This is a genomic window from Halovivax limisalsi, from assembly GCF_023093535.1.
GTDB lineage: Archaea > Halobacteriota > Halobacteria > Halobacteriales > Natrialbaceae > Halovivax > Halovivax limisalsi.
Genome location: NZ_CP095757.1, coordinates 2,737,710 through 2,763,018, shown reverse-complemented (window position 1 = coordinate 2,763,018; position 25,309 = coordinate 2,737,710). Strand labels below are relative to the sequence as shown.

The following is a 25,309-nucleotide window of genomic DNA, read 5'->3' as shown; positions in this document are numbered from 1 at the left end:
TCGCGTCACGTCGACGAGCCGGCCGCCGCCGGGTCGACGACGGTCCCCGCGTCCGGGTCGACGCCGACGCGGTCGCACTCCTCGTACAGCGGGCAGGCGTCGGGGCCGTCTAGACAGGCGGGCGCACGGGCCGAACAGTACTCCCGCCCGAACTGGATCACCGCGGTGTGGCCGAAGCCGCACTTGGATCCGGGGACGTCGCGCTCGAGCGCCTCGCGAACGCCCTCGTGGTCGGCGTCGGCCGGGGCGAGCCCGAGCCGCCTGGCGATCCGGTGGACGTGCGTGTCGACGGGGAAGACGCCCGCTCGACCGCCCGCGAACAGCAGGACGCAGTCGGCCGTCTTCGGCCCGACGCCGCGGACGTCGAGCAGATCGGCGCGAACGGTCTCCGCGTCGGTTTCGGTGACGTAGTCGTCGAACGCCGCGGCCGACCCGAATCGGTCGAGGACCCACGCCGCCGCGTCTTGGATCATCCGCGCCTTCTGATTGTAGAGGCCAGCGGGGCGGATCGTCTCCGCGAGTCGTTCGCGATCGGCCGCCGCGAGCGCGTCCGCGAGGTCCGACGACGGATCGTCGTAGCGTTCCATGAGCGCGTCGTAGGCCGGCTGGCTGGCGACGTCGCTCGTGTTCTGACTGAGGATGGTCCGAACGAGACACGGGAAGGCGTCTCGGCCGCCGTAGGTCTTCTGCCAGTACAGTTCGCCGAGCCGGTCGACGACCCGTTCGGCGTCGGTGTCGGCCGTCACCGGCTCGAACCGGTCGGGCGACCCGCCACCCGCCTCGCCCCCGCTTATGTTCTCGGCGGGTTCGGTCGCCGCGTTGTCGTGAGATCCGTCTCCCCGGGTCGACGATCCATCGTCCGTCTCGGCCGCGCCGTCGTCGCCGGTTCCGGCCCGCGGCTGTTCGCTCATACCGGCCGGAAGGGCCCCGAGGCCAATGGATGCTCCGCTCTCGATCGGGCGGGAGCCGCGAGGTCGACTGCCGTCGCGACGGTGCGGCGTCTTCCGTTTTCGGCGCTTACCTGCCCGGCGACGTCGACCCGCCCGACCGATCGAGCCCGTCGTCGCTCGCGTCTTTCCACTCGCCGACGCCCGAGGGGTCCAGGTGGACGTGGACGTCGCCGACGGAGTCGAGCGCCCGGGTCTGTGTCACCAGTTCCGTCTCGATGTCGTGGGCCGCCCGGAGCGGCAGGTCGCCGTCGACCTCGACGTGGGTCTCGACTTCGAGATCGGTCCCGTCGTAGAAGACGACGAGATCGTGGACGCCCTCGACGGCCGGGTGTGCCAGAAGCGTCTCCCGAACGCGCTCGCGGAGGTCCTCGGGCGGGGCGGCGCCGGCGAGGTACTCGAGGTTCTCGCGGGCGATCGAGATGCCCTGGTAGACGACGAGGCCGCTCACCAGGGTGCCGGCGATCGGATCGAGTATCGGAACGTCGGCCATGAGCCCGACGATGCCGACGAGCGCGGCGACCGAGGTGTAGAGGTCGTTCCGACAGTCGGCGGCCAGCGCCGCCAGCGCGGTCGATCCCAGCGACGCGTTCATCGCCACCGTGTACCGATAGGTCGCGTACATCGAGACGAGGGCGAACGCGATCGCGCCGAGCAACACGTAACTGAACGTGCCTTCGGACGTGGTGAGTAACCCCTGGATCGATCGGTAGAGGAGACTGCCGCCGAGGACGACGATCGTCGCCCCGACGAAGAGCGCCGTCAGGGGTTCGATCCGCTCGTGGCCGTGGGGATGATTCGCGTCCGGATCCGCGAAGCGGCGGTCGCCCCAGACGAGCACCACCACGCTCGCGACGAGGTCGCCGACCGAGTGAGCCGCGTCGGCCAGCAAGGCGACGCTCCCGAAGGCGAACCCGGCGACGCCTTCGACCACGATCTTCGCCACGTTCGCGAGGACGTTCGCCCACGCCGCCCGGACGAAGCGCGTTCGGGCACCGTCGCTGGTCATGATGGCATTAGATCCAATCTAAACTTGAATCTTGTCGTTCGCCGGTCGGTCGAACGGGCCGGTCGCGGCGGGCCCGCCTGCGCGCTGGCGACGAGCGCGGCTCATCGTTCGACGGCGACGGACGCGCGGGCCGCGGCGCCGTCGGCGAGCGCGTCGACGAGGGCGCGATCGAGATCGGCCGCCGCGGCGTCGGCCTCGACGAGGATCGTTCGGTCGTCGACGTAATCGCTCGTCCGGCAGACGGCGCTCCGGTCGCTCTCGAACGACAGCCGCGGATCGCCGCGACCGGTGATCGTGGTTTCGTGCCCGCCCGCGGCGACGGTCACCGTGATCGTCGCGCCCTCGTCCCGCGCCGCCGCGACGAACGCGGGGTCGAAGTCGGCGGGCGCGCGATCGGCCTCGATGGCGAGGATGCAGTCGCCCGCCGGGGTGAGGAAGTCGTCCGTCGTGATTTCGAGCGTACTCGCGTGGCGGGCGGTGACGTGTTCGTGTCCGCGCGCCCGGATCGTCTCGGTCGCCCGTCCGTCGCTCGCGGCGTCCGCTGGATCGCTCATACCACAGCCTGCGACCGGCGAGGGGAAAACGAAATCGATGGCAGTCGCGGACCGAATCACTCGCCGTCGTCGATCGATCTGAACGTGGCGCCCGCGGCCCGGACGGCGGGATCAGACCAGGCTGGCGCCGTCGAATTCGCCGCGGCGGAACTCGACGTCCATCAGGTCGAGGATCGTGGGGGCGATGTCGAACAGGTCCGCCTCGCCGATCGAGGCGTCCGGGTCGTCGATGTAGAGCGACGCGTCGTCGAAACTGTGCATGCCGATTCGCGGGCCGGTGTCGAAGACGGGCCCGTCGCCGTTGAACCCCGACTTGAGGTCGAAGCCGTTCGCCGGGATCGCGACGAGATCGGGCGCGATGGCGTCGTGATCGCCGCGGAACGCCGACTCCTTCTCGACGACGCGCTCGACCACGGCCTCGCCGTTCGGCCCCTCGAGCGATTCGAGCATCGCGGCGAGTTCGTCGCGCACGTCGTCGTACTTCTCGGGCGACACCGTTCCGCGCGGTTCGCGGCCCTCCAGGTTGAGGTAGAACCGACCCGGAATGAACGAGTACGCGCGCGACTCGTCGGCGATGTCGTTCAACTCCTCCGGGTCGTCGGTGCGGTAGCTGAGCCAGCCCTCCTCCTCGAGCCACCGGTTGCAGTGGACCTCGTAGTCGAGGCTGGTGAAGCCGTGATCCGACGCGACCACGAGGGTCACGTCGTCCGGGAGGAGCTCGCGGATGCGCCCGACGTACTCGTCGACTTTCTCGTAGAAGGCGAGAAAGTCCTCGACGTACTCGCCGTCGCGCTCGTAGTCGCGATACAGGAAGTGATTGACGCGATCGGTCGTCATGAAGACGCCCATGAAGAGGTCCCAGTCGTCGGCCGAGAGGTAGTGATCGAACGCCTCGAACCGGGCGTCGAGCGTCTCGTGAGCGTCCTCGATGAACTCGGTCTTGTCGTCGTCGTGCCCGAGTTTCGGGTCGACGTCGATGCGGTACCCGATCGATTCGAGGTAGTCGGCCACGTCGTCGGGGTAGGCCGCGGCGTCGAGTTCGGGAGAGAGAAAGCCCGAGACCATCCGGTCGACGTTGCGCTGCGGCGGGAACGTGACCGGGACGTTGAACACGTTCGCCGACCGACCGTCCTCCGTGACGCGATCCCAGATGCGGGTGGCCTGGACGTCCTGGCCCATCGGCACGTAGGTGTCGTACGTTCCCGTTTCGCGGTCCTGAAAGCCGTAGACGCCGGTCGAACCGGGGTTGACGCCGGTCGTCAGCGACGGCCAGCAGGCGCTCGATTCGGGCGGGACGATACTCGAAATCTCGCCGGCCGACCCTTCGCGGGCGATCGCCGCAAAGTTCGGGAATCGATCGGGGTGTCCGTCGAGCAGACTGTACGGCACGCCGTCGATTCCGATGAAGGCGACCCGCGGATCGCCGTCTCCTCGCAACCGGTCGAACAGACCCATGCGGGGGCGTAGTTCGACCGGCTACAAGAAGGTTCGTCTCCGGAGACTGATTTCGAGAATCGTAGTTGAGTCGGTCCGAGGTCCCGGCGGTGTCTCGTCCGAAGCGACGTCGATTCTTGCCGGAATCGATCCCGTCACTCGTCGTCCGACGTTCGAGACGACGGTCCGTCGAAGTTCGTCGGGACGACCGTCGGGTGGGCCATTCCCGCCCCGTCCGCCGGTTCGGGCGGCGATTCTGGACCGGACGCGGAGGGTCGCTGGTTCGTCGCCATGGAAGACGGTACGCACTGGGTCCCCAAAAGATTACCCATGCTCATAATGTATGTCGGGCCGACGGGCGATAACTCCGAGGTATGGCGAGGCCGCCGGCGTGGCAAGCCGGGGACCGCTCGAGCCAAACGGCAACGAATTTGGCCGTTCGACCGCAGGTTCCACCCGATGACACGTCTCGCGCCCCGTCACGTGCCCGCGCTCGCCGCGCTCCTCTCGATTTGCTCGCTGGCGCTGGTGGTCGCGGCCGCCGGCGGTCGCATCCCCTCGTCGACGGTGCCCGCAGCACCCGAAGCGCTGCTGTCGGCGATTCCGACCGCCAACGTCGCCATTAGCGCCGTGGCGATCGGGACCATCGCGGCAGGCTGGCGCGCCATCCGTCGCGGTGACGTCTCCCGGCACCGCCGACTGATGGGCCTCTCGGTCGCCCTGTTCGCGCTCTTCCTGTCGCTGTACCTCTACCGGCTCGTCGCTACCGGCGGCGCGGCGGGGTTTTCCGGCCCGGAGGCCGTCTACCGGTCCGTCTACCTGCCGATCCTGATCGGTCACGTCGGCCTGGCGATGGTGTGCATTCCGCTGCTGTACTACGCGCTACTGCTCGCGTTGAGCCACGAGGTCCGGGCCCTTCGCGAGACGGCTCACGCCCGGGTCGGTCGCGTCGTCGCGCCGCTGTGGATGGTATCGTTCGGTCTCGGGATCGTCGTCTACCTCCTCAATCGTGTGCTCTACTGACGGCCGGACGCTGAGACCGAAACAGTGAGGCGGGTTGCGGGTCTGCCCGGCCGACGGACTCAATCGTCCGCCGGCGCGCTCGTCCCGACGGACGGCCGAACGACCTCGCGGTCGGTCTCCTCGCCCTCGATGTCGTAGGGGTACTCGCCGGTGACACAGCCCATGCAGAGGTCCGATCGGGACGATTCGAGCGCGTCCGCGATGGCGCCCGTCGAGAGGTACGCGAGGCTGTCGGCGTCGATGGTCGCGGCGATCTCCTCGACGCTCTTCTCGGCCGCGATGAGTTCCTCGCGCGTGGCCATGTCGATGCCCATGTAGCAGGGCGCGACGATCGGCGGGGCGCCGATGCGCATGTGGACCTCTTCGGCACCGCAGTCTTTGAGCAGGTCGACGAGCTGCGTGGAGGTCGTCCCGCGGACGATCGAGTCGTCGATCAGCGTCACCGTCTTGTTCTCGACGGTACTCTTGATCGGGTTGAGCTTCAGGCGGACGGCTCGCTCGCGCTCGTCCTGGGTCGGCATGATGAACGTCCGGCCGACGTAGCGGTTCTTCATCAACCCCTCGGCGAACTCCGGACCGGTTTCGCCGTCTCCGCGCCCGTTGCCCGCCGGCGTCGTCTCGGTCGCCGCCTCCGCGTAGCCGCTCGCGAACGCGCGCCCGGAGTCGGGTACCGGCATCACGACGTCCGTCTCGACGCCGCTCTCGGCCCACAGTTGCCGGCCGAGTTCGCGACGCACCTCGTAGACGAGGTGACCGTCGATCACGGAGTCCGGACGCGCGAAGTAGACGTGCTCGAAGAAGCAGTGGGCGGTGTCGTCAGCGTCGACGAGCTGGTAGGAGTCGAATCCCGAGCCGTCGGGTTCGAGGACGATCAGCTCGCCCGGTCGGACGTCCCTGACGAGGTCGCCGTCGAGGGTGTCGATCGCCGCCGACTCGGAGGCGAGCACGTAGCCGTCCTCGACCGCTCCGATACAGAGCGGTCGATTGCCCCGCGGATCGCGCACGCCGAGGACGGTGTCGTCGTGACAGATCGTCAGCGCGTACGAGCCGTGGATCCGGCTCATCGTCCGCTTGACGGCGCGGATGAGGTCCGCCTCGAGCAGGTTGCGCGCCAGGTCGTGCGCGATGACCTCCGTGTCGCCGTCGCTGGTGAAGGCGTGGCCGAGTCCGGCCAGTTCGTCGCGCAGTTCGTCGGCGTTGACGAGGTTGCCGTTGTGCGAGAGGCCGAGCGACCCGCTCTTGAACGAGACGGAGAAGGGCTGGGCACAGCCCTTGTCGACGCTCCCGGCGGTCGGGTAGCGCACGTGGCCGATGCCGGCCGAGCCCTTGAGGCCGTCGAGATCTTCCTCGTCGAACGCGTCGCCGACGAGGCCCATCTCCACGTGGCTGTGTTGCTGGAAGCCGTCGTGGGTGACGATTCCGGCCGACTCCTGGCCCCGGTGTTGCAGGGCGTAGAGCGCGTAGTACAGCGGACGCACCGCAACGCGATCGTCGAGGCTCACTCCGACGACGCCACACTTCTCCGTCGGTCCCGCCCGGAGGGGTGTCTCGCCCCGCCCGTCAGTCATACGAGACCCTTGCGAGTCGAGGCGATAAAAGGCTCCGTATTCGGCCCGGCCGGTTCGCTGCTCCCGGCGGTGACACCTCGATACGGTTTGGATTCTCTCCTCAGCCGTCGCCCTCGTGCTCGATATCGAGGATTTCGAGACGTATTCCGTACCACACGCCGTCGTCGACGTCGATATCCGTCAGAGCCGCACGACCGGGTGCGGTCGTCGACTCGCCCGGTTGCCAGCCGCGGGTGCCGGCCCCGTACTCCTCGACTTGCTCCTGGCCCCAGGCTCGAGCCTGGGAGGTCCCGCCCCAGTACTGCCCGTGACCGGCCTCGTACACGCCGGTTCCGAACCCGAAGTGGCCGTCCGTCGGTTCGTCCGTGAACCAGCGAACGACCGGCGTGGCCGCGTCGTCGCCCCCGGTCCCTTCGTGGCGGAAGCGAGCCCCCAGTCTGTCCCCGACCTCGACGGAGGACGGATCGAAGGCCGGTCTCGCGACGGCACTCGTGGCCGTTCCGACATCGATCTCGAGGAGCTTCGATCCGGCGAGGGCCCGGTCTTCGTCTTCGATCACTGTGAACTCGGCGGGATCGCCCCCGTCACCTTTCGTGATTTCCCATTCCTCGGCGTCCTCGAGCGGTCCGGTCGGTACGTCCGTGAAGTCCTCGACCATCTCATCGTTCCGGGTGAGTCCGTCGACGTAGACGGTCCCCTGGTCGTACGCCGGCCCGGAGCACTGCACCTGGAGGTGGGGACCGAGTTCCATCCACCCCGTTTCGAACGTCGTTTCCTCGACCGGGTCCGCCTGTATCGTCGCCTCCGCGGCGATTTCGAACCGTCGTTTCCCGAGTTCGTCGCTCTCACCCGTTTCCGTGACGGTGAGCGTGTACTCGCCCCAGCCCTGGGCGTCGTGGACGAGGATACCGACGTCCGTCTGACCATCGAGGTCGGATTCGATCACTTCGTCGTCACTCGGTCCGGTGGACCGATCGTCGTAGTCGCCTGTGGTCGGTTCGCGCCCGTCGTAGGTAACGTACAGGTCGACGTTCGCGAACTCACCCGGCCCGTCGAGTTCGATCTCGATGCCGCAGGGCTCGCTTGTGGTTGTCGAATACGTGTACACGTCGCCCTCGTTCCACCACGAAAGAAAGCCTGTTTCGGTGGTCGTCTCGGTTTCGTCGCCACACTCGCCACCGGCCTCGTCGGTGGTCGACCGGCTCGACCGGGCGCCAGTCCCGGCTGCGGCGGCAGTCGTGCCGCCGATCCCGAATACGGTACCGGCGGCGAGCGATCGTAACACCGTTCGGCGGGTCGGGACCTGCTGTGATGGTGACATATACAAGACAGTATTCTAATTCGTTTGGAATAAATGTTTCTATTGCTAACAATAGGATATTATTACTCACCGAGGTGGATGCCGGTTTTCCGGGTTGAACCGGGCTACTTCTGAGGCGGAACATATGCTGCCGGTGAACATCCGTATAGAGCGTGCTACAGGCCGGTCCGGACGAAGACTGAACCGGTACGGAACCGACGACCGTCGAGTAGAAACCGACGGATGGGTGAGCGGCTCGGACAATCGTTCGGCCGCGGTAGAAGAGAACGGGTCGTTCGCGCGACTGCGAGAAACAGCCCCGTTCAGTTGTCGCCGGCCTTCGATTCCCAGTTGTAGTCCCGGCGTTTGGCCGATTTGCCGAACCCACAGGCCGAACAGCGTTCCTTTTTCGTGTGGTACGAGGCTTCGCCACAGCGACGGCACGTCACGTGAACGGTCTTGTTCTTCTTGCCCTGACTCGGGGTTCCTGAACCAGTCATGGAGTGATCGACACGACGTTATCGCCGCGTATAATCGTTGTGTCTTCGCCCGATGCGTCCGCGTCGGTCGTCCTCTCGCCGCCCGAGAGCACGAGGTTCATGTGCTGGTCATAGCCCGTCAGTTCGCCGGCGTACTCCTCGCCGCTTTTCAACCGGACGGTGACGTGTTCCCCGAGTGCCGCCTCGAGGACGTCGAGTGGTCGGCCGCTCATACCCAACAGGGCATGTACCGGTCACTTAACGATACCGGTCGACACCGGTCGAAATTTCTCCACCAGCGTTCGATTTCGGGCGGGAGGACCGATCGAAGACGCAGATCCGAATCCTCGAGGATTCGACACCGCGGACCGTCAGGGTTCGTTTTACCCTCCCGGTCCGTGCGGACGCTCGAACGAACAAAACGGCTAAGTTCCTCTCCATTGACCGGCTGCGTATGGGTGAAACGAAGGTCACTCTGTTCGAGTTGCACCTCGACGGCGACACGCAGTTGGGCCCGCGCACCCTCTCGAGCGTGGTCGGCACCGACGACGAGAGCGACGTGGAGGCGGCCGACGCGAGGTCGTCGACGGCGGAGGAGTCGGAATCGGACGGCGGTCGATCCGTCCTGGCACTGCTCGTGGGACTGGTCGCGCTCGCCGGGCTGGCCGTCGCCGTGAAGAAGGTTCGCGGGACCGACGAGGAACCGACCACCGAGGATCGCGAGGTCGTCGTCGGCTGAGTCTCCGAACCCTTTTGAGAACCCTCCGCGTAGCCAGGGTGTGAATCTGTATCGAACTGCTCGCGTGGTCGCGAGCGCGTCCGGGAACGGCGCGATCGACTGGGCGGCCGCGGCGGACGCGGCGAAATCGGCGACGCCGCCGGGCGCGATCGACCTCGAGCCGGGCGAACGCGACGGCTATCGGCGCGACGTGCGCGCGGCCCGCGCTGGCATCGAGCGCGTCACCGCGATCGACGTCGACCTCCCCGACGCCGTCCAGATCCAGAACCGCCACCACTGGATCGACGCGAACGTCGAGACGTTCGGCCGGGTCATGTCGCCGGTCGAGCGCCACGTCGGCGGCTTCCCCCAGCTCTCCCGGACGATCAACACGGGGACGATGACCGTCCTGCTCTCCTATCTCGGCCGGAACGTCCTCGGCCAGTACGACCCGCTCCTGCTGGCGGAGCGCCCGGATCGGGCGCACGCGCTCTACTTCGTTCGGCCGAACATCGTCCGCGTCGCCGAGGAACTCTCGATCGACTACGACCGGTTCCGCCGCTGGATCGCGTTCCACGAGGTCACCCACGCGGCGGAGTTCTCCACCGCTCCCTGGCTCACGGACCACCTCGAACGCCACGTCGAGGCCGGGATCGAGTCGCTGTCGACGGGCTCGTTCGACACCGACGCCTTGCGCACGCTCGATACCGCCATGACCGTCGTCGAGGGCTACGCAGAGTTGTTGATGGACCATGCGTTCGACGACGAGTACGCCGACCTCCGCCGGAAACTCGACGAGCGTCGCTCGGGCGGCTCGCCCCTGCAACGGCTGGTCCGTCGGCTACTCGGACTCGGTCTCAAGCGCCGCCAGTACGAGCGGGGCAAGCGCTTCTTCGAGACGGTCGCCGAGCGCCGCGACCTCGCGTTCGCGAGCCGCGTCTGGGAGGGACCCGACCGATTGCCGACGACGACCGAACTCGACGATCCGGTGGCATGGATCGACCGACTGGAATCGACGTGACGGCGTTCGAGGCGGCGTGACGCGCCCAGAATCCGGTTTCCTAAACGATTAGGTGGTACTACTACGTAGTAGAGGGGCTTAGACGTATCTGGCACCAGTAGTGGGGTGCCTGCCTCTGACATCGGCGGGATACAACCCGCCATTTTTCGACGAATCCTGCCGTCAGAGCGGCAGCGCTGTCGACGTCGCCCGCGGTGACTGTCGACCGCTCGGACTCCGTCGATTCCCGCGCGCCGCACGATCCCCCCGCGACCAGCTTCACGCTCCGCTACGGGATCGGTCGTCGCCTCTCCGGTCGGTAGAGACGCCCGTCACATGAAGCCGCGATCGACGTCGTCGGTCTCGATCAGATCGTCGAGTTCGGCGTCGAGGAGGTCCTCCTCGTCTTCGAACGTGTCGCTGAGTTCGTCGAGCTCGTCTGGTCGGTCGAACTGATCGTAGTCCATCGGGCCGAACGCCGGGCTCTCGACGGCGTCCATCACGTCGTCGAAGAAGTCCTGCGGCGTCGTCGGCGCGTCGGCGTGGGTCTCGATCACGGTCTGGAGGCGATTCGTGACGGTTTCGGCGTGGGATTCGTCCTCCGGCGGCGTCTGGACGGCGAAGCGACCGCCCGGGTCGTCGGCGGGAAGGTAGTCGTCGATCTCGTCGTCGATCCGACGGGCGACTCTGGCGCCGTAGCCGTCGACCTGGTACGGGTTCTTCGCGTACGTCTTCAGGAGGTAGACGCCGGCGTCGGGGTGCGCGAGGTAGAGATCCTCCCCGATCCCGCCGGCGCGATCACCGGCGACGGCGCGCCAGGATCCGGGTTCGACCGACCGATCGGTGACGTCGGCCAGCAGGTCGTTCCACTCTCGAATCCGCATACGTTCGCCTTGGAATCGGCGACGAATGAACGTATCGGTACGGGCGAACCCGAAGCCGGGGGTCGAGTGCTCCGTTCGATCGACCGTGTTGGAGTCCGGCGACATTTCCGCCGGCGGAATCTCCCGCCGGCGTTGCGGGTCGGCGACGCGATGGCCCTCGGTCCTGCCGGCGCCTTGCGGGACGATCGGCAGGGTCGTCCGATTCCGTCTCCCTCAATCGACGGTCGGGACGGGGACCGACTCCAGGACGCTCTCGATGATCTGGGCTTTCTCGACGTCGCTGACCGTCGCGTCCGGTGTGAGAACCAGTCGGTGGGCCAGCACGGGCGTTGCCACGCGTTTGATGTGGTCCGGCGTGACGAACTCGCTCCCGACGATGGTGGCGTAGGCGCGGGCGGCCTCGAAGAGCCGCTGGGTCCCTCGCGGCGAGACGCCGATCTCGACGCGGCCGTCGCGGCGCGTTTCGCGTGCGAGGGAGGCGATGTACTCGAGCAGGTCCGGGTCGACGCGGACCGATTCGGGGACGCGCCGCAGCGTCTCGACGTGCTCTCGCTCGAACACCCGTTCGACCGAGGGGCTGCGCGCTTCGCGATCGGCGCGCCGTTCGAGCAGTTCGACCTCGCCGTCCGCGCCGGGATACCCGAGCGAGGTTTTGACGAGGAAGCGATCGACCTGGGCCTCAGGGAGCGGGAACGTCCCCTCCTGTTCGACCGGGTTCTGCGTGGCGATAACGAAAAACGGCCGGGGCAGCGTCCGCGTTTCGCCGGCGACGGTGACCTGCCCTTCCTCCATCGCCTCGAGCAGCGCCGCCTGGGTCTTCGGCGGTGCGCGATTGATCTCGTCGGCGAGGACGATGTTGGCGAAGATCGGTCCCTCGGTGAACTCGAAGCTGCCGTCGCCCTCGTCGTAGATGTGTGTCCCGGTCACGTCGGAGGGCAGCAGGTCCGGCGTGAACTGGATCCGCGAGAACGAGAGGCCGAGCGCGTCCGCGATCGAGCGAGCGGTCAGCGTCTTCCCGGTGCCGGGAACGTCCTCGAGCAGCACGTGACCGCGGCCGACGACGCCCAGGAGTACGTCTTCGAAGAAGCGCCGGTCGGAGATCACCGCCTCGCCAACCCGCTCGATGACGGTTTCGCACTCGGCGCTCGCCTGTGAGACGTCCATACCGGCCGATCGGAGCGTTGACAGATATTCCTTCCGATTCGCCAGGTTCCTAACCGAACCCGGATCCGGCGACGGCGAACCGGCCGACCGCGTCGAATCGAAACCAATAACATCCGGAGTCGACTACGTCAGCGTGAGCCGAGATAGCCTAGCCCGGCCAAGGCGGCAGATTCGAAATCTGCTGTCCTCACGGACACGGGAGTTCAAATCTCCCTCTCGGCGTTTTCACGGTCCCAACCGACGAGCGGAGCGCGTCGCTGAACCGCGAAATCCCCCACGGAGATTTGAACCAGGGACGTCCCAGTCCCCGAGCACGGCGAGGGCGTCGTCTGCCCGTGGTTCAACTCTCCCTCTCGGCGCGTTCCGGAAGCTATTCCGTCAACGACGCGATCGGAATCGATCCTTTTTCGCCGACCGACTCGAAACGCTCCGTCATGGAACCGCGAAAGCGAGTGATCCTCGCCGCGCTCTGGTTCGTCGTGGCGGCCCTGATCGCGACGACGGCGACGGGCGGCGTCGATTCGACGATCGAATTCGGGGCGCGCGTCGTCGCGATCGGGCTGTCGGTCTTCCTCGGATTCGTCTACCTGCTCGACCCGTGGGGGGTCGCCAGCCGGAATCCGTTCGAATCGAGCGAGTGACTCAGGACTCGAGTTCGACCGCGTCGCCGGGTTCGACGTCCGCAGCGGCCCCCGCGGGGAGTTCGACGATGAGGTCGCACGCTTCGCGCGCGTAGCCGCGCCACGGCGGGAGCCGTTCGACCCGTTGGACGACGCCGTCGGCCACCCAGACGACGTCGAGCGGAACGAAGACGAACAGCATGTGGACGTCGCGGGCCTTGACGGCGTCGAACCGGAACGCCAGGGCGTAGGACGCGGGGAGGGACCGTCGAAACATCAGTCCGCGAAGTTTCCGCATCCAGCCGTCGGCCGTCTCGACGTCCGCCGCGAGCGTCGTCGGCGCTCCCGATTTCGGTTCGTGGACGAGGCGCACACCGATCGATCCGGCCGCCGATCGAATAAACGTACTGTCCGTCTCCGGTACTCGGTTGCCGTCGGTCCGATACGTGCGCCGAATCGAAGACCGCAAGCGTCGGTCGTCGGTTGCGGCCCCGTCAGCCGTCGAGCGAGAAGGTTTCTCCCTCGTCGTCGTCCGCGAGTTCCCAGGTCGCCTCGCCATCGTCGTCGGCTGGGTCGTCCGACGCTGATTCGTCTCCGGTCGCGTCCACCTCGTCGGCGTCGGCTTCGGCGTCAGCGTCCGCGTCACCGTCGGGCGAGTCGGTCTCGGTCGCCGTCGAGGTCTCGAAGGAGAACGTCTCCCCGTCGTCCGGTTCGTCCGCGCTGTCGTCACGTCCGTCGGGTTCGAGCGTCGACGCATCCGGATCGGCGTCCGTCTCGAATCGATCGAGGGCCTCCGAGAGCGTCATCGCCTGCTCGGTGAGCTGATCCGCGGAATTGGACACCTCGGTCATCGCGGTCGTCTGCTCCTCCGCGGCCGCGGCCACGCTTTCGGCCTCTTCGGTCGTCTGCTCGGAGATCGTCGCCACCTCGTCGACCATCGCGACGACCTCCTCGGTCGAGGCGGCCTGTTCTTCGGTCGCCGCGGAGATCTCCTGGACGCCGTCGTTGGTCTCCTGGGCGTACTCGGCGATCTCCTCGAGCGCGTCGACCGTCTCGCCGACGAGGTCGCCGACGCGCGTGATCTCCTCGCTCGTGCGTTCGACCTCGTCGGCGGACCGTTCGGTCTGGGTCTGGATGTCCTCCAGTTGCTCGTCGATCTCCTCGGTCGCCGCCTTGACGTCCTGGGAGAGCTCCTTGACCTCCGCGGCGACGGCCGCGAAGCCGCCGTCGTCGTCTCCGCCGGCCGACCGGGAGGCCTCGATGTTGGCGTTGAGCGCGAGCATGTTGGTCTGCTCTGCGATCTCCGAGACGCGATCGACAAGCTGGTCGATCTCGCCGACGTCGGACCTGAGCCGTTCGAACTCCTCGACGACGGATTCTCGCTCCGCTTCGAGTTGCTCGACCGCGTCGATCGCCTCGCGGGCCGAATCGCGGCCCTCGCGGCCGGTTCTGGCCGTTCGCTCGGCGACGTCCGCGACCTCGTTCGAGGAGGCGGCGATCTCCTCGGTCGTCGTCGAGAGGTTGTTCATCTCGTTGTCGACCGACCGCAGCGAGTCGTACTGCTCGCTCGCGCCGTCGGAGATCTCCTGGACGGACTCGCTGACCTGCTCGCTGGCCGAGCGAACCTCCTCGCTCGAGGCGGTCACCTGCTCGCTGGCCGTCGCGACCTCGCTCGCGAAGCGGTTGAGGTTCTCGACGGTCGCCTCGATCTCGGTGAGCATCGCGTTGAAGTCGCGACCGATGTCGGCCATCGTCTCGTTGTCCGTCTCGTCCGGATCCATCCGAACGGTCAGATCGCCGTCCGATGCCTCGGCCATCACGTCGCAGTAACTCGCCGCCGTTCGCTGGAGGTCCTCGTTGATCGCCTCCACGCGTTCGCGTTCGGCCTCGGCCTCGGCTCGCGCCTCCTCGGCTTCGGTGATCTGGGATTTGAGCTGGTCGCGCATCTCCGCGAAGCCGTCGTAGAGCCGTCCGATGTTGTCGATGCGGGGACTCTCGAATTCGACGTCCAGGTTGCCGGACTCCATCTCTGCGACCTTGTCCGTCAGCCGGTCGATCGACGTCGCCGTGTTGCGCCCGAGGACGACCCCGAAGAGGCCGATGAGCAAGACGCCGCCGATCGTCGCGTAGAGGCCGTAGGTGTTGACCGTGTCGACGAACCCGTAGGCGCTCTCCGTCGGCGTGTGCGTCAGGACGGTCCAGCCCATCTCGGTCCCGTGATAGGCGCCGACGTACTCGTCGGAGGTGAAGTTGTACGGGTGGCCCTGCAGCGCGCTGCTCCCGCTACCGCTGTAGACGGCGGCCCCGCTCCGGTTTGCGGCGTCGCCCGCCGTCGCGTCGGCGAGGAAGTCGTCCGGATCGTCGTACGCCCGGAGGAACGCCGGGTACGTGAGTTCCAACTCCGACTTGCTCCGGTCGAACCCGGGCAGGAGATCGTCGGCGACGATGCGGTTTTCGTCGTCGACGACGGTGACGACGGTATCGTCCGACGTCTCACTGCCGTAGTCGGCGAGGTTCATCGTCACGATCAGGACGGCGTCCGACCCGGTGATCCCGACGTGATAGGCCACGACGGGCTGCGGGTCTTCGTACTGGCCCTGCGGATCGTTCATGTATGGCTCGGTCCGTTTCACGTTGAGGGTCTCGCCCGGGGCGAGCGCGGACGACGCCGTGAAGTTGATGTCGTCGAGCGTCTCGGCGCTGGACGTCGTCGAGGCGAGGATCTCGTGGGTGGTCCCGTCGACGTAGTGTGCGCCCTCGAAGTCGAACGTCAGTTCGTCGAGGAAGTCCTGGATGGCCGCCGGATCATCGGATTGCAAGACTGGCGTCCGGGCGATGTCGTACGTTACCTGGGAGTTTTGCTCGTCCCAGGAGTCGAGGCGCATCGCCTCCTGAGCCGCCTGTTCCTCCTGCGTTTGCAACGTTCGTTCTTCGACACTATCCGTGATCATCGTCGTTCCGACCAGCCCGATCAGTCCCACCGAGAGGCCGAGAACGAGGAGTGCGATTCCAAATTTGAGTGCATAGCTCCGACGAACGGGCGTCGGAACGACGGTACGTAACTTTCCGATCATGAGTCCCCCAGTATACTGATTGGAGGAGGTTGTTTCAAGCATGAAAACGTTTCGGCCAATAATTTCCGGAATGCCGGAATGTTGCGGCCGTTCCGGTCGAATTTCCGCCTCCTACGAGGACGTCATCGGCCGACTGGCACGCTCCTCCCTCACATGTGTAAGGAATTTTTCCCTTTATCGCCGCCGGGAACGGATCGTCGGGGCTCGGAAGCAGTGAACGGATCGACCGACGTCGAAACGAAGATAGGCGTCGACGGCGAACGCGTCGACGAATGAAGAAGACGCCACGGGGGACGTCAGTCGGCGTCGACGACCCCTACGCGTTCGTCGATCGGTGCGATCATCTCACCGACGAGGGGCGGTGTCGATTGGCCGTCGAACGGCCACAGCGGGACCCGTCGTTCGCCCGCGACCGCGCGGAAGCGGAGTACCAGTGCGTCTTCGCCGACGAGCAGGACGCGACGGCGACGGACGATGACGACGCCGAACCGGAGTGGGAGCGGTGTCCGCACTTTCGCTGTCGGCGACGCGATCGCGTCTGCGTTCGTTGCGGCCTCGAGGAGCATCGCGACGCCCACTCCGACGAGCGCCCGCTCCTCGAGGAACACCACCTCTCCTACGACACCGGCGTGGAAACCGATCACGAGATCACGGTCTACCTCTGTCGGTGGTGTCACGCCAAAATCCACGACTCGTGGGCCAGACTGACCGACGACGTCAACCCGGATCCCGAGGCGATCGCGGCGCGGGAGGACCGCCGCAGTCGCGAGCAGGCGGAACTGTCCTTCGAGTCCGCGGCGACCCGACGCGAGGAGTCCGGATCGAACTAGTCGAGGATATCGCCGATTCGGCGCGGCTCACCGCCGAGGTCGGGATGCTCGGCCACCATCTGCAGCACTTCGTGGTCGGTCACGTCGTGATAGGATTTCTCGGTCGCCTCCTCGATCAACGACTTCTCGAGGCGGAACTCGGTTCCCTCGTAGACGACGTCGACGCCCTTGTCGTCGAACGCGAGCGAAGTCATACCGCCGGCTATGGGGGGTGTGGTGAAAAACCAGTCGTCTCGGCGGGCCCACCGGGAGCGGGCCGCCATTCCGTCGCCAGTACTCTCGCCTGACCGGGTTCGGCGGGTCCTCGAACCCCTCCTGCTGCGTCTGCCGGGCGTCTGACGGGCGTTTAAGAGGACCGACGCACTCCGATCGACTGTGACTCGCCACGGCGATCCGCTCGAGACGCTGGTCGTGCCCGACGGAACGGAGGCTCAGGAGCGCGATCTGGTCACCGAGGGGGACGTCCTCGTCGGCGGGCGGGCGACGATCGAGTTCGGGATCCGTGGCGGGACCGTGGTCGCGGGCGAGGGCGTGCGATTCGGCGGCGGGATCGAGGCCGAGGGCGATTGTCGCCTCGACATGTGGTGCGACGTCGCGGAGTCGGTCCTCGTCGGCGGCGACGCCTACCTCGGCGAGCGCGTCCACATCGGCGGCGAGTTGAAAGTGGCCGGCGACCTCGACATCGGCGACGACGTCGACATCGAGGAGGGGTTCGAGGCCAACGGCTGGATCGTCATTCGGAACCCGATGCCGACGATCGTGCTGCTGTTCGTCTACCTGAAACACCTGCTCGTGGTGGGCGACGAGGAAGCGGCCCAGCGCTTTATCGACGAACTCGTCGACGACGAATCGAGCGACGAGCCGTCCGTCGACCCGCTGGTCGTCCCCGCCGGCGCGACGGTCAGCGACGACGCCTGGCGGGTCTCGACCCCGGCGACGATCGGCGACGACTGTCGGCTCCACGGCAACATCCGCGCGACGTCGATGACCGTCGGCGAGAACACCGAAATCTTCGGGAGCCTTCGCGCGCAGGACGACATCGAGATCGCGGCGGGAACGACCGTCCACGGCGACGTCACGACGAGCGAGGGGACCATCACGCTCGGCGACGACGTGCGCGTCCTCGGCGACCTCTCCTGTGGCGCGCTCGAACTCGGGACGGAAGCGGCCGTCGACGGCACGATGCGGGCCGCCGGCCGGATCACGATGCAGACGGATCCCGGACGGATGGAGTGAGACGGGCTGGCGACGGTTGAGCGACGGGTTTTCGTCGTCGGGAACTGTCGGTCTCCGAAGAGTTCTGGCGGGTGCGAGTCGATTCGTGGATCGGACGAAGCCGTTTTTGACGATTCACCCGCGAAAACCCGTTCGGTGAGCCGATTGTCACCCCCGTATCTTATTACCGATTCCTCCGAACGTGGAGGATGAACATGGGACAAGCGAACACGGATCGAACGAGGTGGGCGTGATGCGATCGGTCGTGCTCACGAAGGGCGTCCCCGACTTCAGCGAGGGGGCAGTCTCGTTCAACGAGGAGGGCCACCTCGAACGGGGCAAGACGCCGACGGTGATGAACCCGAACGACGCGTTCGCGCTCGAGGCCGCGCTGCAGACGCGCGTCCGCCACGGCGGGACGGTCTCCGTGATGAGCATGGGCCCGCCGGGGTACAAGGAGGTCCTCGAGGAGGCGATGGAATCGGTCTACGCCGACGAACTCTACTTGCTGTCAGACCGCGAGTGCGCGGCGGCCGACACCTGGGCGACTGCCATCACCCTGAGCGCCGGTCTCGAGAAGCTCCAGGAGGAGGTCGGCGAGATCGACCTCCTCTTTGCGGGCTTCAAGACCGCCGACGGCGAGACGGGCCACACCGGCCCGCAAACGGCCTGGGCGATGGGCTGGCCGATGATCACCCACGCTGCCGCGCTCGACATCGACCCCGACGACGGTCGGATCCGCGCGAAACGACTCGTCGAGGGCGACGTCGACGAGATCGAGACCGTCGAGGGGCCGACCCCGAGCCTGGTCGTCGCGGATCCGGAGTTCGAACCGACCTATCGCAAGGCCTCCCACCGACTCGAACACAAGCGCCTCCGACGGGAGACGCGCGAACGTGCGGCGAACTACGAGGATCACCTGACGGTGTGGGACCACCAGGACCTCAACCTCGACCCGGACTACATCGGCCTCGACGGCTCGCCGACGATCGTCTCGTCGGTCGATCCGATTCCGAAGGCGCCATCCGAACGCGAAGCGACGATGGTGGATCCGGCGGACCCGGACGGGATGTCGCAGGTCGTCGACGAAATGGCCCCGTTCGCGGGGGGTGAGTGACGATGGTGGACCCGGATGACCACACGGTCTCGGAGCTTCGAGACGCGCTTTCCGACGTCGACGACCTCGACGAACTGGCGGACGTCCTCGACGCCGAACGCGAGGGACAGGACCGCAAGACGGCCCGCGAGGCGATCGAGGCGCGGATGGACGAGCTTCGCGAGGCGGGCGAGGTCGACGAGTCGGAGACCGAAGGCGAGTACGAAGAGACGGCCGAAGACACGGGCGAAGACGCTGAATCCACCACAGGTGGAGACGATGCGGAGGACGCTACCGAGGACGAAGGGGACGCGGACGACGAGGCCGACGCGCCGGCGGATGACGACGCCGACGAGGAGGACGACGGCCTTTCGCACCCGACGCGAGACAAGAAGCACGTCCGGGCGCTCCAGGGCGGCGACTACGCGGACATGTGGGTCTACTGCGAGACCCAGCAGGGCGAACTGCTGGACGTCTCGAAGGAGATGCTCGGGAAGGCCCGCGAACTGATGGACCAGTACGCGGCGGACTACGGGGACGAGGAGAACGTGGTCGCGGTCGTCATCGGTGACGAGTGTGCCGATCTCGCCGAGGAGACGATCCACTACGGCGCCGACGTCGCACTCTACCACGAGGACGACCGTCTGGATCGCTTCCTCAACACGCCCTATACGGAGATCATGGCCCGGATGGCCCGCGGCGAGGGTAGCGCCGAGAGCACGGACTGGCGGACGTACGACAAGCCGCGGTACGTCCTCTTCCCGGCGACGAACAACGGCCGCGACCTCTCGGCGACCGTGCAGGCGGAACTGGACTCCGGGCTCGCCTCGGACTGTTCGGACCTCTTCATCGAGGAAGAGGAGATCTCGAACCCGGTCAAGACCGGCGAACCCGGCGTGAAGAAGGTGTTCGATCGGATCTTGCACATGAAGCGGCCGGACTTCTCCGGGTTCGAGTACTCGACGATCCTCTGTATCGACAACCCCGACCGGGACTTCCACCCGCAGGGCGCGTCGGTCATCCCGGGGACGTTCGACGTCCCGGATCCGGATCCCGGTCGCGAGGGCCAGGTCGTCGAACATGAACTGGACCTCGAGGACGAGTGGTTCGTCGTCTCGGTGACCGAGCACGACACGCTGGCGGAGGGCGTCGACCTGACAGGCCACGAGGTGGTCGTCTGCCTGGGACGCGGCATCGGCGACGACCCGACCGAGGGAATCGAACTCGGGCTCGACCTGGTCGACGCGTTCGACGACGCGGCGTTCGGCATCACCCGGGGGATCGTGACCTCCTCGTACCAGTTCGACGGCCACGTCGAGGACTACACGGCCGAGGAGCGCCAGATCGGCGAGACGGGCCAGGTCGTCGCGCCCGACCTCTACATCGCCGCCGGCGTCTCCGGCGCGGTCCAGCACAAGGTCGGGATGGACGAATCGGACACGATCGTGGCGATCAACACGGATCCCGACGCCCGGATCCGCGACTTCTCGGATTACTTCATCGAGGGCGACCTCTTCGAGGTGTTACCACGGGTGACCGAGGCGGTCGAGCGCGGCGAGTTGGAGACCGAGGCGATGACCGACGGAGGTGGGGACTGATGGCCGGAAACGGCGAGTACGAGCACTACGAGGCGCTCGTCGTCGGCTGCGGCCCCGGCGGGGCGGCCGCCGCGGCGCGACTCGCGGATCACGGCGTCGAGACGCTCGTCCTCGAACGCGGCGTCGAGGCCGGATCGAAGAACGTCTCGGGCGGCCTCATCTACGGGGAGGAGTCCGCACCATACACCATCGACGACCTCTTCGACGGCTTCCGCGAGGAGGCCGCCGAGCGGCCGGTGACGGAGTACGAGATCCACAACATCGCGGGCAACAAGGTCAAGTCGTTCCCGCTCACCGACCTCCACGAACACGACACCGACTGGTGCGACGCCGTCTTGCGCCGGAAGATGGACTCCTGGCTCGAAGCGCGGGTCCACGAGCGGACCGCCGAGACCGGCGGCGGGGTCCTGACGGACGTCCGCGTCAACGGCCTGCTGCGCGAGAACGGCAAGATCGTCGGCGTCACGTGCGACGAACTCGATCCGATCACCGCCGACGTGGTCATCGCCGCGGACGGCGTCAACTCGGAGCTCGCGCGCGACGCCGGGTTGATGGACTGGGAGGAGCCCGACGAGTGGTTCCAGGGGGTCAAGGCCGTCGTCGAGATGGACCCCGAGGTGATCGCGGATCGCTTCGACGTGAGCGAGGACGAGGGCGTCGCGCACCTCTTCTCGGGCGACCTCTTCGAGGACGTCCGCGGCGGGGGCTTCCTCTACACGAACGAGGAGTCGGTCTCCATCGGCACCGTCTTCCACCTCGACAGCCTCGTCGCGGAGCAGGCCGAACCGCACGAGTTACTCGACTCGCTGCTCACCCACCCGCTGCTCTCGCAGTGGCTCGGCGAGGACTACCGCGAGCGAGAGTACAGCGCGAAGCTGGTACCCGACTCGAAGAAGGTCGCCCACCCCTCGCCCTACCGCGGTCGCCTGCTGCTCGTCGGCGACGCGGCCGGGCAGATGCAGGCCCAGGGCCCCATCATCAAGGGGATGAACCACGCGGTCACGGCGGGGGCGCTCGCGGCCGACGCGTTCGCGACCACGCGTTCGAGCCCCGCCGTCGGCGCGGCCGGCGAACGCTACGTCGACATGCTCGAACAGTCCGGCACGATGGGCAAGCTGCGCCCCCGGCGCTACCGGGCGACGAGCGTCCTCGCCGAGCGCGACCTGGTGACCCGCGTCGTCGACGGCGTGCTCACCTCGCGCGTCGGTCGCTTCGCCGCGACGAATCGGCTCTCGCGAAAGCTCCTCGAGCGAGCGTACAACTCGCCGTTCATGGTCGGAATGTTGCCCGACACGAAGACGGGGTACGTGACGCTGCCGACGGTTCTCGGCGAGGAACTCGGCCGGACGATCCAGTGGGAGAACGAGGTCGAACCGCCGAGCCTCGAGGAGCGCATCGGCGACCTCACGTACGACACCGACGTCGGCAATCCGCACATCGAACTCGTCGATCCGTCCTACGAGGAAAGCGGCGCCGCCGTCAGCGCGTGTCCGGTCAGCGCCGAGGACTTCGGCGGCGGCTGCTATCGCTCGGAGGTCGTCGAGACCAACGGTTCCAGCGAGCGACTGGTGAGTCTCGACACCCAGCCCTGCGTCGAGTGTGGCACCTGCGCCATCGTCGCCGACACCGAGTGGGAGCACCCGAGCGGCGGCAAGGGCGTCGAGTTCAAGCAGGGCTGACGGCGGGACCGTTCGCCCGCACAACAGTCCGCACGTAACCATGGAACGGACCGGAGCACGCGTACTGGCGCTGGCTCGGCAGGCCGAACGCGATCGCGAGCGGTGCGAATCGTCCCCCGGCGAGGCGGCCGACGACCCCGAACGGACGTACTTGCGCGAGGGGGCCGGTCGAGCGATCTGGCTCTACGTCGAGGGTCGTACCGGCGGACGCTTCGTCCAGTTCTCGCCGGCCGAGTACGACGCGCTCGAGGGCGCGATGAACGACTGGCTCGCGTGTTACGCGCGGGCGACGGGCGTCGAGCTCGACGCGTCGTTTTCCCTGCGAACGGCCGCCGAGCTGTTACTCGAAACGCGGAACGTCCACGACGTTGGCCAGTTGCTGACGGGCGTTCCGGACCGGACGGCGGACCCGTAGCTGGCTGCCGTCCGGACGTCACACTACCGTCGTTTCCGTCGAGTGCACCAGCCGTCGCTCGCCGGTGGTTGAAAATTGAAGATCGCGTTAAACGCTCAAAGCGGCCGTATTACAGGCGTTCGACGTTCGTCGCGCGGGGGCCCTTGGGGGCCTGTTCGATACTGAATTCGATCTCTGTGCCTTCTTCGAGGTCCGGGCCGCCGACGTCTTCCATGTGGAAGAATACGTCATCGTCCGCGTCGTCCGTCGAAATGAAACCGTAGCCGCCTGTGTCGTTGAAGAAATCAACGTTTCCTTTCGCCATTGCAACTATAGAGAGCGGTGGGACACGTATAAGGGTTCCGTGAGTGGGACGGGCGTGTGAACACAACCCACGATCGCGTCCCGAACCGCGATCTCGACCGCTCCTCGAGGTGCCGGAGCAGCGGAGATTCGGCCGAAGGCGGAAGATTGGTCCGTCGACAGCGATGGCAGGGCGGCGGTCGGCCGACGCTGGTGCGGTGCGGTCGACCGGACGGGGGAAGCGAAGGTCGGCGATTCGATCGGACGAGGGGGCCACAGGTCGGCAGCGCCGTCCGGGTGGCAGTCGTCAGCGGGGAGGGGTCGCGTCAGCGGGGCTCGGGTCGGCGGATCGGATATCCGAATCGATCGCGCGGCGTGCGTAGAAGGCGACGGCAAAATCCTGGGGGCTCGGAATCGCGCAGGCCAGCCACCCGACGATCCCACCGAGGAGGAGCGGCTGCTCGAGCGTCGGCGCGACGCCGAGGGAGCCGAGCGCGAAGGGGGGCACTGCGAGGACCAGCGGTGCCAGGGCGGCGAGTCGGAGCGAGTGCGGACTCGTCGACTCGGTCGGCCGCGGGTGGACCGCGGCCAGGGGGATCGCGAGCCGGCGACCGGTCGAGTCGTGACGGGGGGCGATCGTCATCGAACAGGCGGTACCGGTCGCTCGGAGGACGACGGCGTGGACCCCCTCGTGAGCGAGGAGGCCGGCGCCGACGCCCCCGGCGAGCGCGACGAGCAGGAGGGCGACGTCCGGGATCATGGGGCTGCGGCCGCGGGGTCGGTGTCCACGTCCCGCGGTCCGCGTAGATGGCTGGTCGAGGTATCGTGAAACAGATCGGGGTGTCCAGCTTTCGGGTTTAAGTCAGCCGACGGGCGGGAATCCTCCCGGGATGGCGAGCGGAGACGGGTTGAAACCGCGGTTCATACCGTGCCAGGAGGTGATCGAATTTGAGCGGCGTGACCGAGATTCGGGAGGAAAAGCGCTGTTGGAAATCGAGACGGGAACGGGCGACGGTCAGCCGTCGGGGTCGAGTTCGACCGTGGTCAACGATCGGTCGAGGTGACAGACGTCGTGGGGCGGGTCCCCCTCGACGCTGGCGATCCGGGCTCGCTCGCCCTGCTCGACGCCGTTCGGTTCACAGAGGCTGTGGCTCGGGCACTCGACGTGGGGACACGAGCCCGCGAGCGTCGCCTCGCTGCCGGCGAAGGCCCCGTCGCTCGGGACGTTCGCCCGGACGGTGGCCGGCTCCACCTCGACCGCTCGGACGCCATCGTCGTGGAGCGCACACTCGAGCAACTGGCCGTTCTCTCTGACGTCGGTGATACGGTAGCGCCGGCCAACCTCCAGATCGAGGCACTGACTCCGGTAGGGACAGCCCGCGCACCCGTCGGCTTCGCCGTCGTAGACGAACTCGGTCCCCGGCGCCGCGAGGCGATCACCGACGAGGGTGATCGTCGACATGTACTGTCGTAGTCGTCCCGAGCGGTTAAGCACAGTGGGTCGGGCGCGGGTCACGCCCGCCAGCGCGGGCCACGCATCGACTGCTGGGTCAGGCGACGCGTTCGCCCGGCGTCGCCAGCAGGCCGTAGCCGAACGCGAGGAGCGCGACGAACCAGCAGAGAACGCCCGCAGGCGTCACGGCGTAGAGCAGCGGGAGGCCGATCGCGAGACAGACCGCCCCCGCGTCCATCGCCGTCCGGCCCGGATTGTAGCCGCAGGCCGGGCAGGCGTCGGCGTCGGGGGCGACCGGGTCGTCGCAGCGGGTGCATCGGTACATGATGGGACAGATTGTGGATCGAGCCCTCGGAAGCACGCGTCTCCGGGATCGGGCGTCGATTCGCAGCTTCGGTCAGGGACCGGCCGGCCAGTTCGTCGTCGGTGGAGCGATCGGTCGGGCGCGACCGATCAGTCCTCGCCCGATCGGTCAGTCCGTCGTACGGTTGGTCAGTTCGTCGAGCCGGTCGAGGTAGCGCTCGCGGGGCACCTGATAGGCGTCGCGGTAGTCGAGCTCGCCGGTGGCGAAGCGCTCGGCGAGCTCGAGTGCGAACGCCTCGGCGTCTGCACGCGCCGCGAAGCGGTGGACGTCGCCGACCACGACCTCGGGCTCGAGGTAGAGCGTGACGAACCAGTCGTCCGTCGTCGTCCGACTCGCGGGGTGGCGCCCCGGCCGGCGGGTCCGCTCGCCGCGTGTGAGATAACAGACCGGCAGACAGGGTGCGGGAAAGTCGGCGGCGTCGAAGACGTCCGGACGGAAGGCGTAGATGGTTCGATCCGCCTCGTCCGACCAGACGGTCCAGCCCTCGGGCGGGTCGGCGGCCTCACTCATGCTAACGCCTACCTGCTCGCGTCCTATAGCGACTCCGGTCGTGGGGCGAGCGGTCGCGACCGAGTCGATCACGCCGGTCGGCCGATCCAGTCC

At 67.3% G+C, this 25,309-nt stretch carries 29 protein-coding genes and 1 tRNA gene; 11 read left to right on the top strand and 19 right to left on the bottom strand.

The features are described 5' to 3' along the window. Positions 1-5 precede the first annotated feature (5 nt). The 5 genes from MXA07_RS12870 to MXA07_RS12850 all read right to left on the bottom strand — a co-directional run bounded on the left by MXA07_RS12870 (position 6) and on the right by MXA07_RS12850 (position 4,237). Entirely contained in the window at positions 6-911 is a 906-nt protein-coding gene (locus MXA07_RS12870) for an endonuclease III domain-containing protein (protein ID WP_247728999.1), read from the bottom strand. A gap of 106 nt (positions 912-1,017) precedes the next feature. Next, entirely contained in the window at positions 1,018-1,956 is a 939-nt protein-coding gene (locus tag MXA07_RS12865) for a cation diffusion facilitator family transporter (RefSeq protein WP_247728998.1), read from the bottom strand. A 101-nt stretch (positions 1,957-2,057) separates the two neighbouring features. Continuing rightward, positions 2,058-2,510 carry a DUF371 domain-containing protein gene (locus MXA07_RS12860; RefSeq protein ID WP_247728997.1) on the bottom strand — a complete coding sequence of 151 codons (453 nt, stop codon included), beginning with the start codon at positions 2,508-2,510 and terminating at the stop codon, positions 2,058-2,060. A 111-nt stretch (positions 2,511-2,621) separates the two neighbouring features. Continuing rightward, on the bottom strand, positions 2,622-3,965 hold the full coding sequence (locus MXA07_RS12855; protein ID WP_247728996.1) for an alkaline phosphatase family protein: 1,344 nt from the start codon (positions 3,963-3,965) through the stop codon (positions 2,622-2,624). 134 nt (positions 3,966-4,099) lie between these two features. Continuing rightward, positions 4,100-4,237 carry a hypothetical protein gene (locus tag MXA07_RS12850; protein WP_247728995.1) on the bottom strand — a complete coding sequence of 46 codons (138 nt, stop codon included), beginning with the start codon at positions 4,235-4,237 and terminating at the stop codon, positions 4,100-4,102. 166 nt (positions 4,238-4,403) lie between these two features. Between MXA07_RS12850 and MXA07_RS12845 the strand changes: the two genes are divergently transcribed. After that, positions 4,404-4,967 carry a DUF420 domain-containing protein gene (locus tag MXA07_RS12845; RefSeq protein WP_247728994.1) on the top strand — a complete coding sequence of 188 codons (564 nt, stop codon included), beginning with the start codon at positions 4,404-4,406 and terminating at the stop codon, positions 4,965-4,967. Between the two features lie 59 nt (positions 4,968-5,026). Here the strand turns inward: MXA07_RS12845 and purF are convergent, their stop codons facing one another. The 4 genes from purF to MXA07_RS12825 form a co-directional block, all read right to left on the bottom strand. After that, positions 5,027-6,535 (bottom strand): amidophosphoribosyltransferase, encoded by a 1,509-nt coding sequence (gene purF, locus MXA07_RS12840; protein WP_247728993.1) that lies wholly within the window; start codon positions 6,533-6,535, stop codon positions 5,027-5,029. A 100-nt stretch (positions 6,536-6,635) separates the two neighbouring features. After that, complete coding sequence (locus MXA07_RS12835; protein WP_247728992.1) at positions 6,636-7,856, bottom strand: hypothetical protein; 1,221 nt, start codon at positions 7,854-7,856, stop codon at positions 6,636-6,638. Positions 7,857-8,158: 302 nt separating this feature from the next. Then, positions 8,159-8,335, bottom strand: a complete 177-nt coding sequence (locus MXA07_RS12830; RefSeq protein ID WP_247728991.1) for a 50S ribosomal protein L37e — start codon at positions 8,333-8,335, stop codon at positions 8,159-8,161. Continuing rightward, complete coding sequence (locus MXA07_RS12825; protein WP_247728990.1) at positions 8,332-8,547, bottom strand: LSM domain-containing protein; 216 nt, start codon at positions 8,545-8,547, stop codon at positions 8,332-8,334. The genes MXA07_RS12830 and MXA07_RS12825 overlap by 4 nt, the downstream gene beginning before the upstream one ends. Before the next feature lie 221 nt (positions 8,548-8,768). On the opposite strand from MXA07_RS12825, the gene MXA07_RS12820 reads away from it, so the two are divergent. Together MXA07_RS12820 and MXA07_RS12815 are read left to right on the top strand one after the other, a co-directional pair. After that, positions 8,769-9,053 (top strand): hypothetical protein, encoded by a 285-nt coding sequence (locus tag MXA07_RS12820; RefSeq protein WP_247728989.1) that lies wholly within the window; start codon positions 8,769-8,771, stop codon positions 9,051-9,053. Positions 9,054-9,093: 40 nt separating this feature from the next. Further along, positions 9,094-10,053: a zinc-dependent metalloprotease gene (locus MXA07_RS12815; RefSeq protein WP_247728988.1), complete on the top strand. Its 960-nt coding sequence runs from the start codon at positions 9,094-9,096 to the stop codon at positions 10,051-10,053. Positions 10,054-10,364: 311 nt separating this feature from the next. Here MXA07_RS12815 and MXA07_RS12810 read toward each other — a convergent pair whose 3' ends face one another. Continuing rightward, positions 10,365-10,916 (bottom strand): hypothetical protein, encoded by a 552-nt coding sequence (locus tag MXA07_RS12810; RefSeq protein WP_247728987.1) that lies wholly within the window; start codon positions 10,914-10,916, stop codon positions 10,365-10,367. Between the two features lie 213 nt (positions 10,917-11,129). Then, positions 11,130-12,080, bottom strand: a complete 951-nt coding sequence (locus MXA07_RS12805; RefSeq protein ID WP_247728986.1) for an AAA family ATPase — start codon at positions 12,078-12,080, stop codon at positions 11,130-11,132. Between the two features lie 137 nt (positions 12,081-12,217). On the opposite strand from MXA07_RS12805, the gene MXA07_RS12800 reads away from it, so the two are divergent. Then, positions 12,218-12,302: transfer RNA gene (locus MXA07_RS12800), tRNA-Ser, on the top strand. Between the two features lie 212 nt (positions 12,303-12,514). Next, complete coding sequence (locus MXA07_RS12795; protein WP_247728985.1) at positions 12,515-12,721, top strand: hypothetical protein; 207 nt, start codon at positions 12,515-12,517, stop codon at positions 12,719-12,721. 1 nt (position 12,722) lies between these two features. Here MXA07_RS12795 and MXA07_RS12790 read toward each other — a convergent pair whose 3' ends face one another. Together MXA07_RS12790 and MXA07_RS12785 are read right to left on the bottom strand one after the other, a co-directional pair. Next, the gene (locus tag MXA07_RS12790) at positions 12,723-13,073 is read right to left on the bottom strand and encodes a DUF192 domain-containing protein (protein WP_247728984.1); all 351 of its coding nucleotides are present in this window, start codon (positions 13,071-13,073) and stop codon (positions 12,723-12,725) included. A 121-nt stretch (positions 13,074-13,194) separates the two neighbouring features. Beyond that, positions 13,195-15,774, bottom strand: a complete 2,580-nt coding sequence (locus MXA07_RS12785) for a methyl-accepting chemotaxis protein (RefSeq protein ID WP_247728983.1) — start codon at positions 15,772-15,774, stop codon at positions 13,195-13,197. 272 nt (positions 15,775-16,046) lie between these two features. On the opposite strand from MXA07_RS12785, the gene MXA07_RS12780 reads away from it, so the two are divergent. Next, positions 16,047-16,604, top strand: a complete 558-nt coding sequence (locus MXA07_RS12780) for a DUF7097 family protein (RefSeq protein WP_247728982.1) — start codon at positions 16,047-16,049, stop codon at positions 16,602-16,604. Here the strand turns inward: MXA07_RS12780 and MXA07_RS12775 are convergent. Next, positions 16,601-16,798 (bottom strand): DUF5800 family protein, encoded by a 198-nt coding sequence (locus tag MXA07_RS12775; protein WP_247728981.1) that lies wholly within the window; start codon positions 16,796-16,798, stop codon positions 16,601-16,603. The two genes, MXA07_RS12780 and MXA07_RS12775, sit on opposite strands and share 4 nt — an antisense overlap. A 181-nt stretch (positions 16,799-16,979) precedes the next feature. Here MXA07_RS12775 and MXA07_RS12770 point away from each other — a divergent pair, with 181 nt between their 5' ends. The 5 genes from MXA07_RS12770 to MXA07_RS12750 all read left to right on the top strand — a co-directional run bounded on the left by MXA07_RS12770 (position 16,980) and on the right by MXA07_RS12750 (position 22,607). After that, positions 16,980-17,840, top strand: coding sequence for a polymer-forming cytoskeletal protein (locus tag MXA07_RS12770; protein ID WP_247728980.1), 861 nt, complete (start codon positions 16,980-16,982; stop codon positions 17,838-17,840). Positions 17,841-18,072: 232 nt separating this feature from the next. After that, positions 18,073-18,936, top strand: a complete 864-nt coding sequence (locus MXA07_RS12765; protein ID WP_247728979.1) for an electron transfer flavoprotein subunit beta/FixA family protein — start codon at positions 18,073-18,075, stop codon at positions 18,934-18,936. 2 nt (positions 18,937-18,938) lie between these two features. Further along, complete coding sequence (locus MXA07_RS12760) at positions 18,939-20,513, top strand: electron transfer flavoprotein subunit alpha/FixB family protein (RefSeq protein WP_247728978.1); 1,575 nt, start codon at positions 18,939-18,941, stop codon at positions 20,511-20,513. Beyond that, positions 20,513-22,192, top strand: coding sequence for an FAD-dependent monooxygenase (locus tag MXA07_RS12755; protein ID WP_247728977.1), 1,680 nt, complete (start codon positions 20,513-20,515; stop codon positions 22,190-22,192). The genes MXA07_RS12760 and MXA07_RS12755 overlap by 1 nt, the downstream gene beginning before the upstream one ends. Positions 22,193-22,232: 40 nt before the next feature. Beyond that, on the top strand, positions 22,233-22,607 hold the full coding sequence (locus MXA07_RS12750) for a DUF8055 family protein (protein WP_247728976.1): 375 nt from the start codon (positions 22,233-22,235) through the stop codon (positions 22,605-22,607). Between the two features lie 109 nt (positions 22,608-22,716). On the opposite strand, the gene MXA07_RS12745 is transcribed toward MXA07_RS12750, so the two are convergent. The 5 genes from MXA07_RS12745 to MXA07_RS12725 all read right to left on the bottom strand — a co-directional run bounded on the left by MXA07_RS12745 (position 22,717) and on the right by MXA07_RS12725 (position 25,216). Then, positions 22,717-22,911: a cold-shock protein gene (locus MXA07_RS12745; RefSeq protein ID WP_247728975.1), complete on the bottom strand. Its 195-nt coding sequence runs from the start codon at positions 22,909-22,911 to the stop codon at positions 22,717-22,719. A 285-nt stretch (positions 22,912-23,196) separates the two neighbouring features. Next, on the bottom strand, positions 23,197-23,649 hold the full coding sequence (locus tag MXA07_RS12740) for a hypothetical protein (RefSeq protein WP_247728974.1): 453 nt from the start codon (positions 23,647-23,649) through the stop codon (positions 23,197-23,199). A gap of 255 nt (positions 23,650-23,904) precedes the next feature. Beyond that, positions 23,905-24,351: a UPF0179 family protein gene (locus MXA07_RS12735; protein ID WP_247728973.1), complete on the bottom strand. Its 447-nt coding sequence runs from the start codon at positions 24,349-24,351 to the stop codon at positions 23,905-23,907. Between the two features lie 88 nt (positions 24,352-24,439). After that, the gene (locus MXA07_RS12730; RefSeq protein ID WP_247728972.1) at positions 24,440-24,667 is read right to left on the bottom strand and encodes a hypothetical protein; all 228 of its coding nucleotides are present in this window, start codon (positions 24,665-24,667) and stop codon (positions 24,440-24,442) included. 147 nt (positions 24,668-24,814) lie between these two features. Next, a complete protein-coding gene (locus MXA07_RS12725; RefSeq protein ID WP_247728971.1) occupies positions 24,815-25,216 on the bottom strand; it encodes a DUF5820 family protein in 402 nt (133 codons plus the stop codon). Between the last annotated feature and the right edge of the window lie 93 nt (positions 25,217-25,309).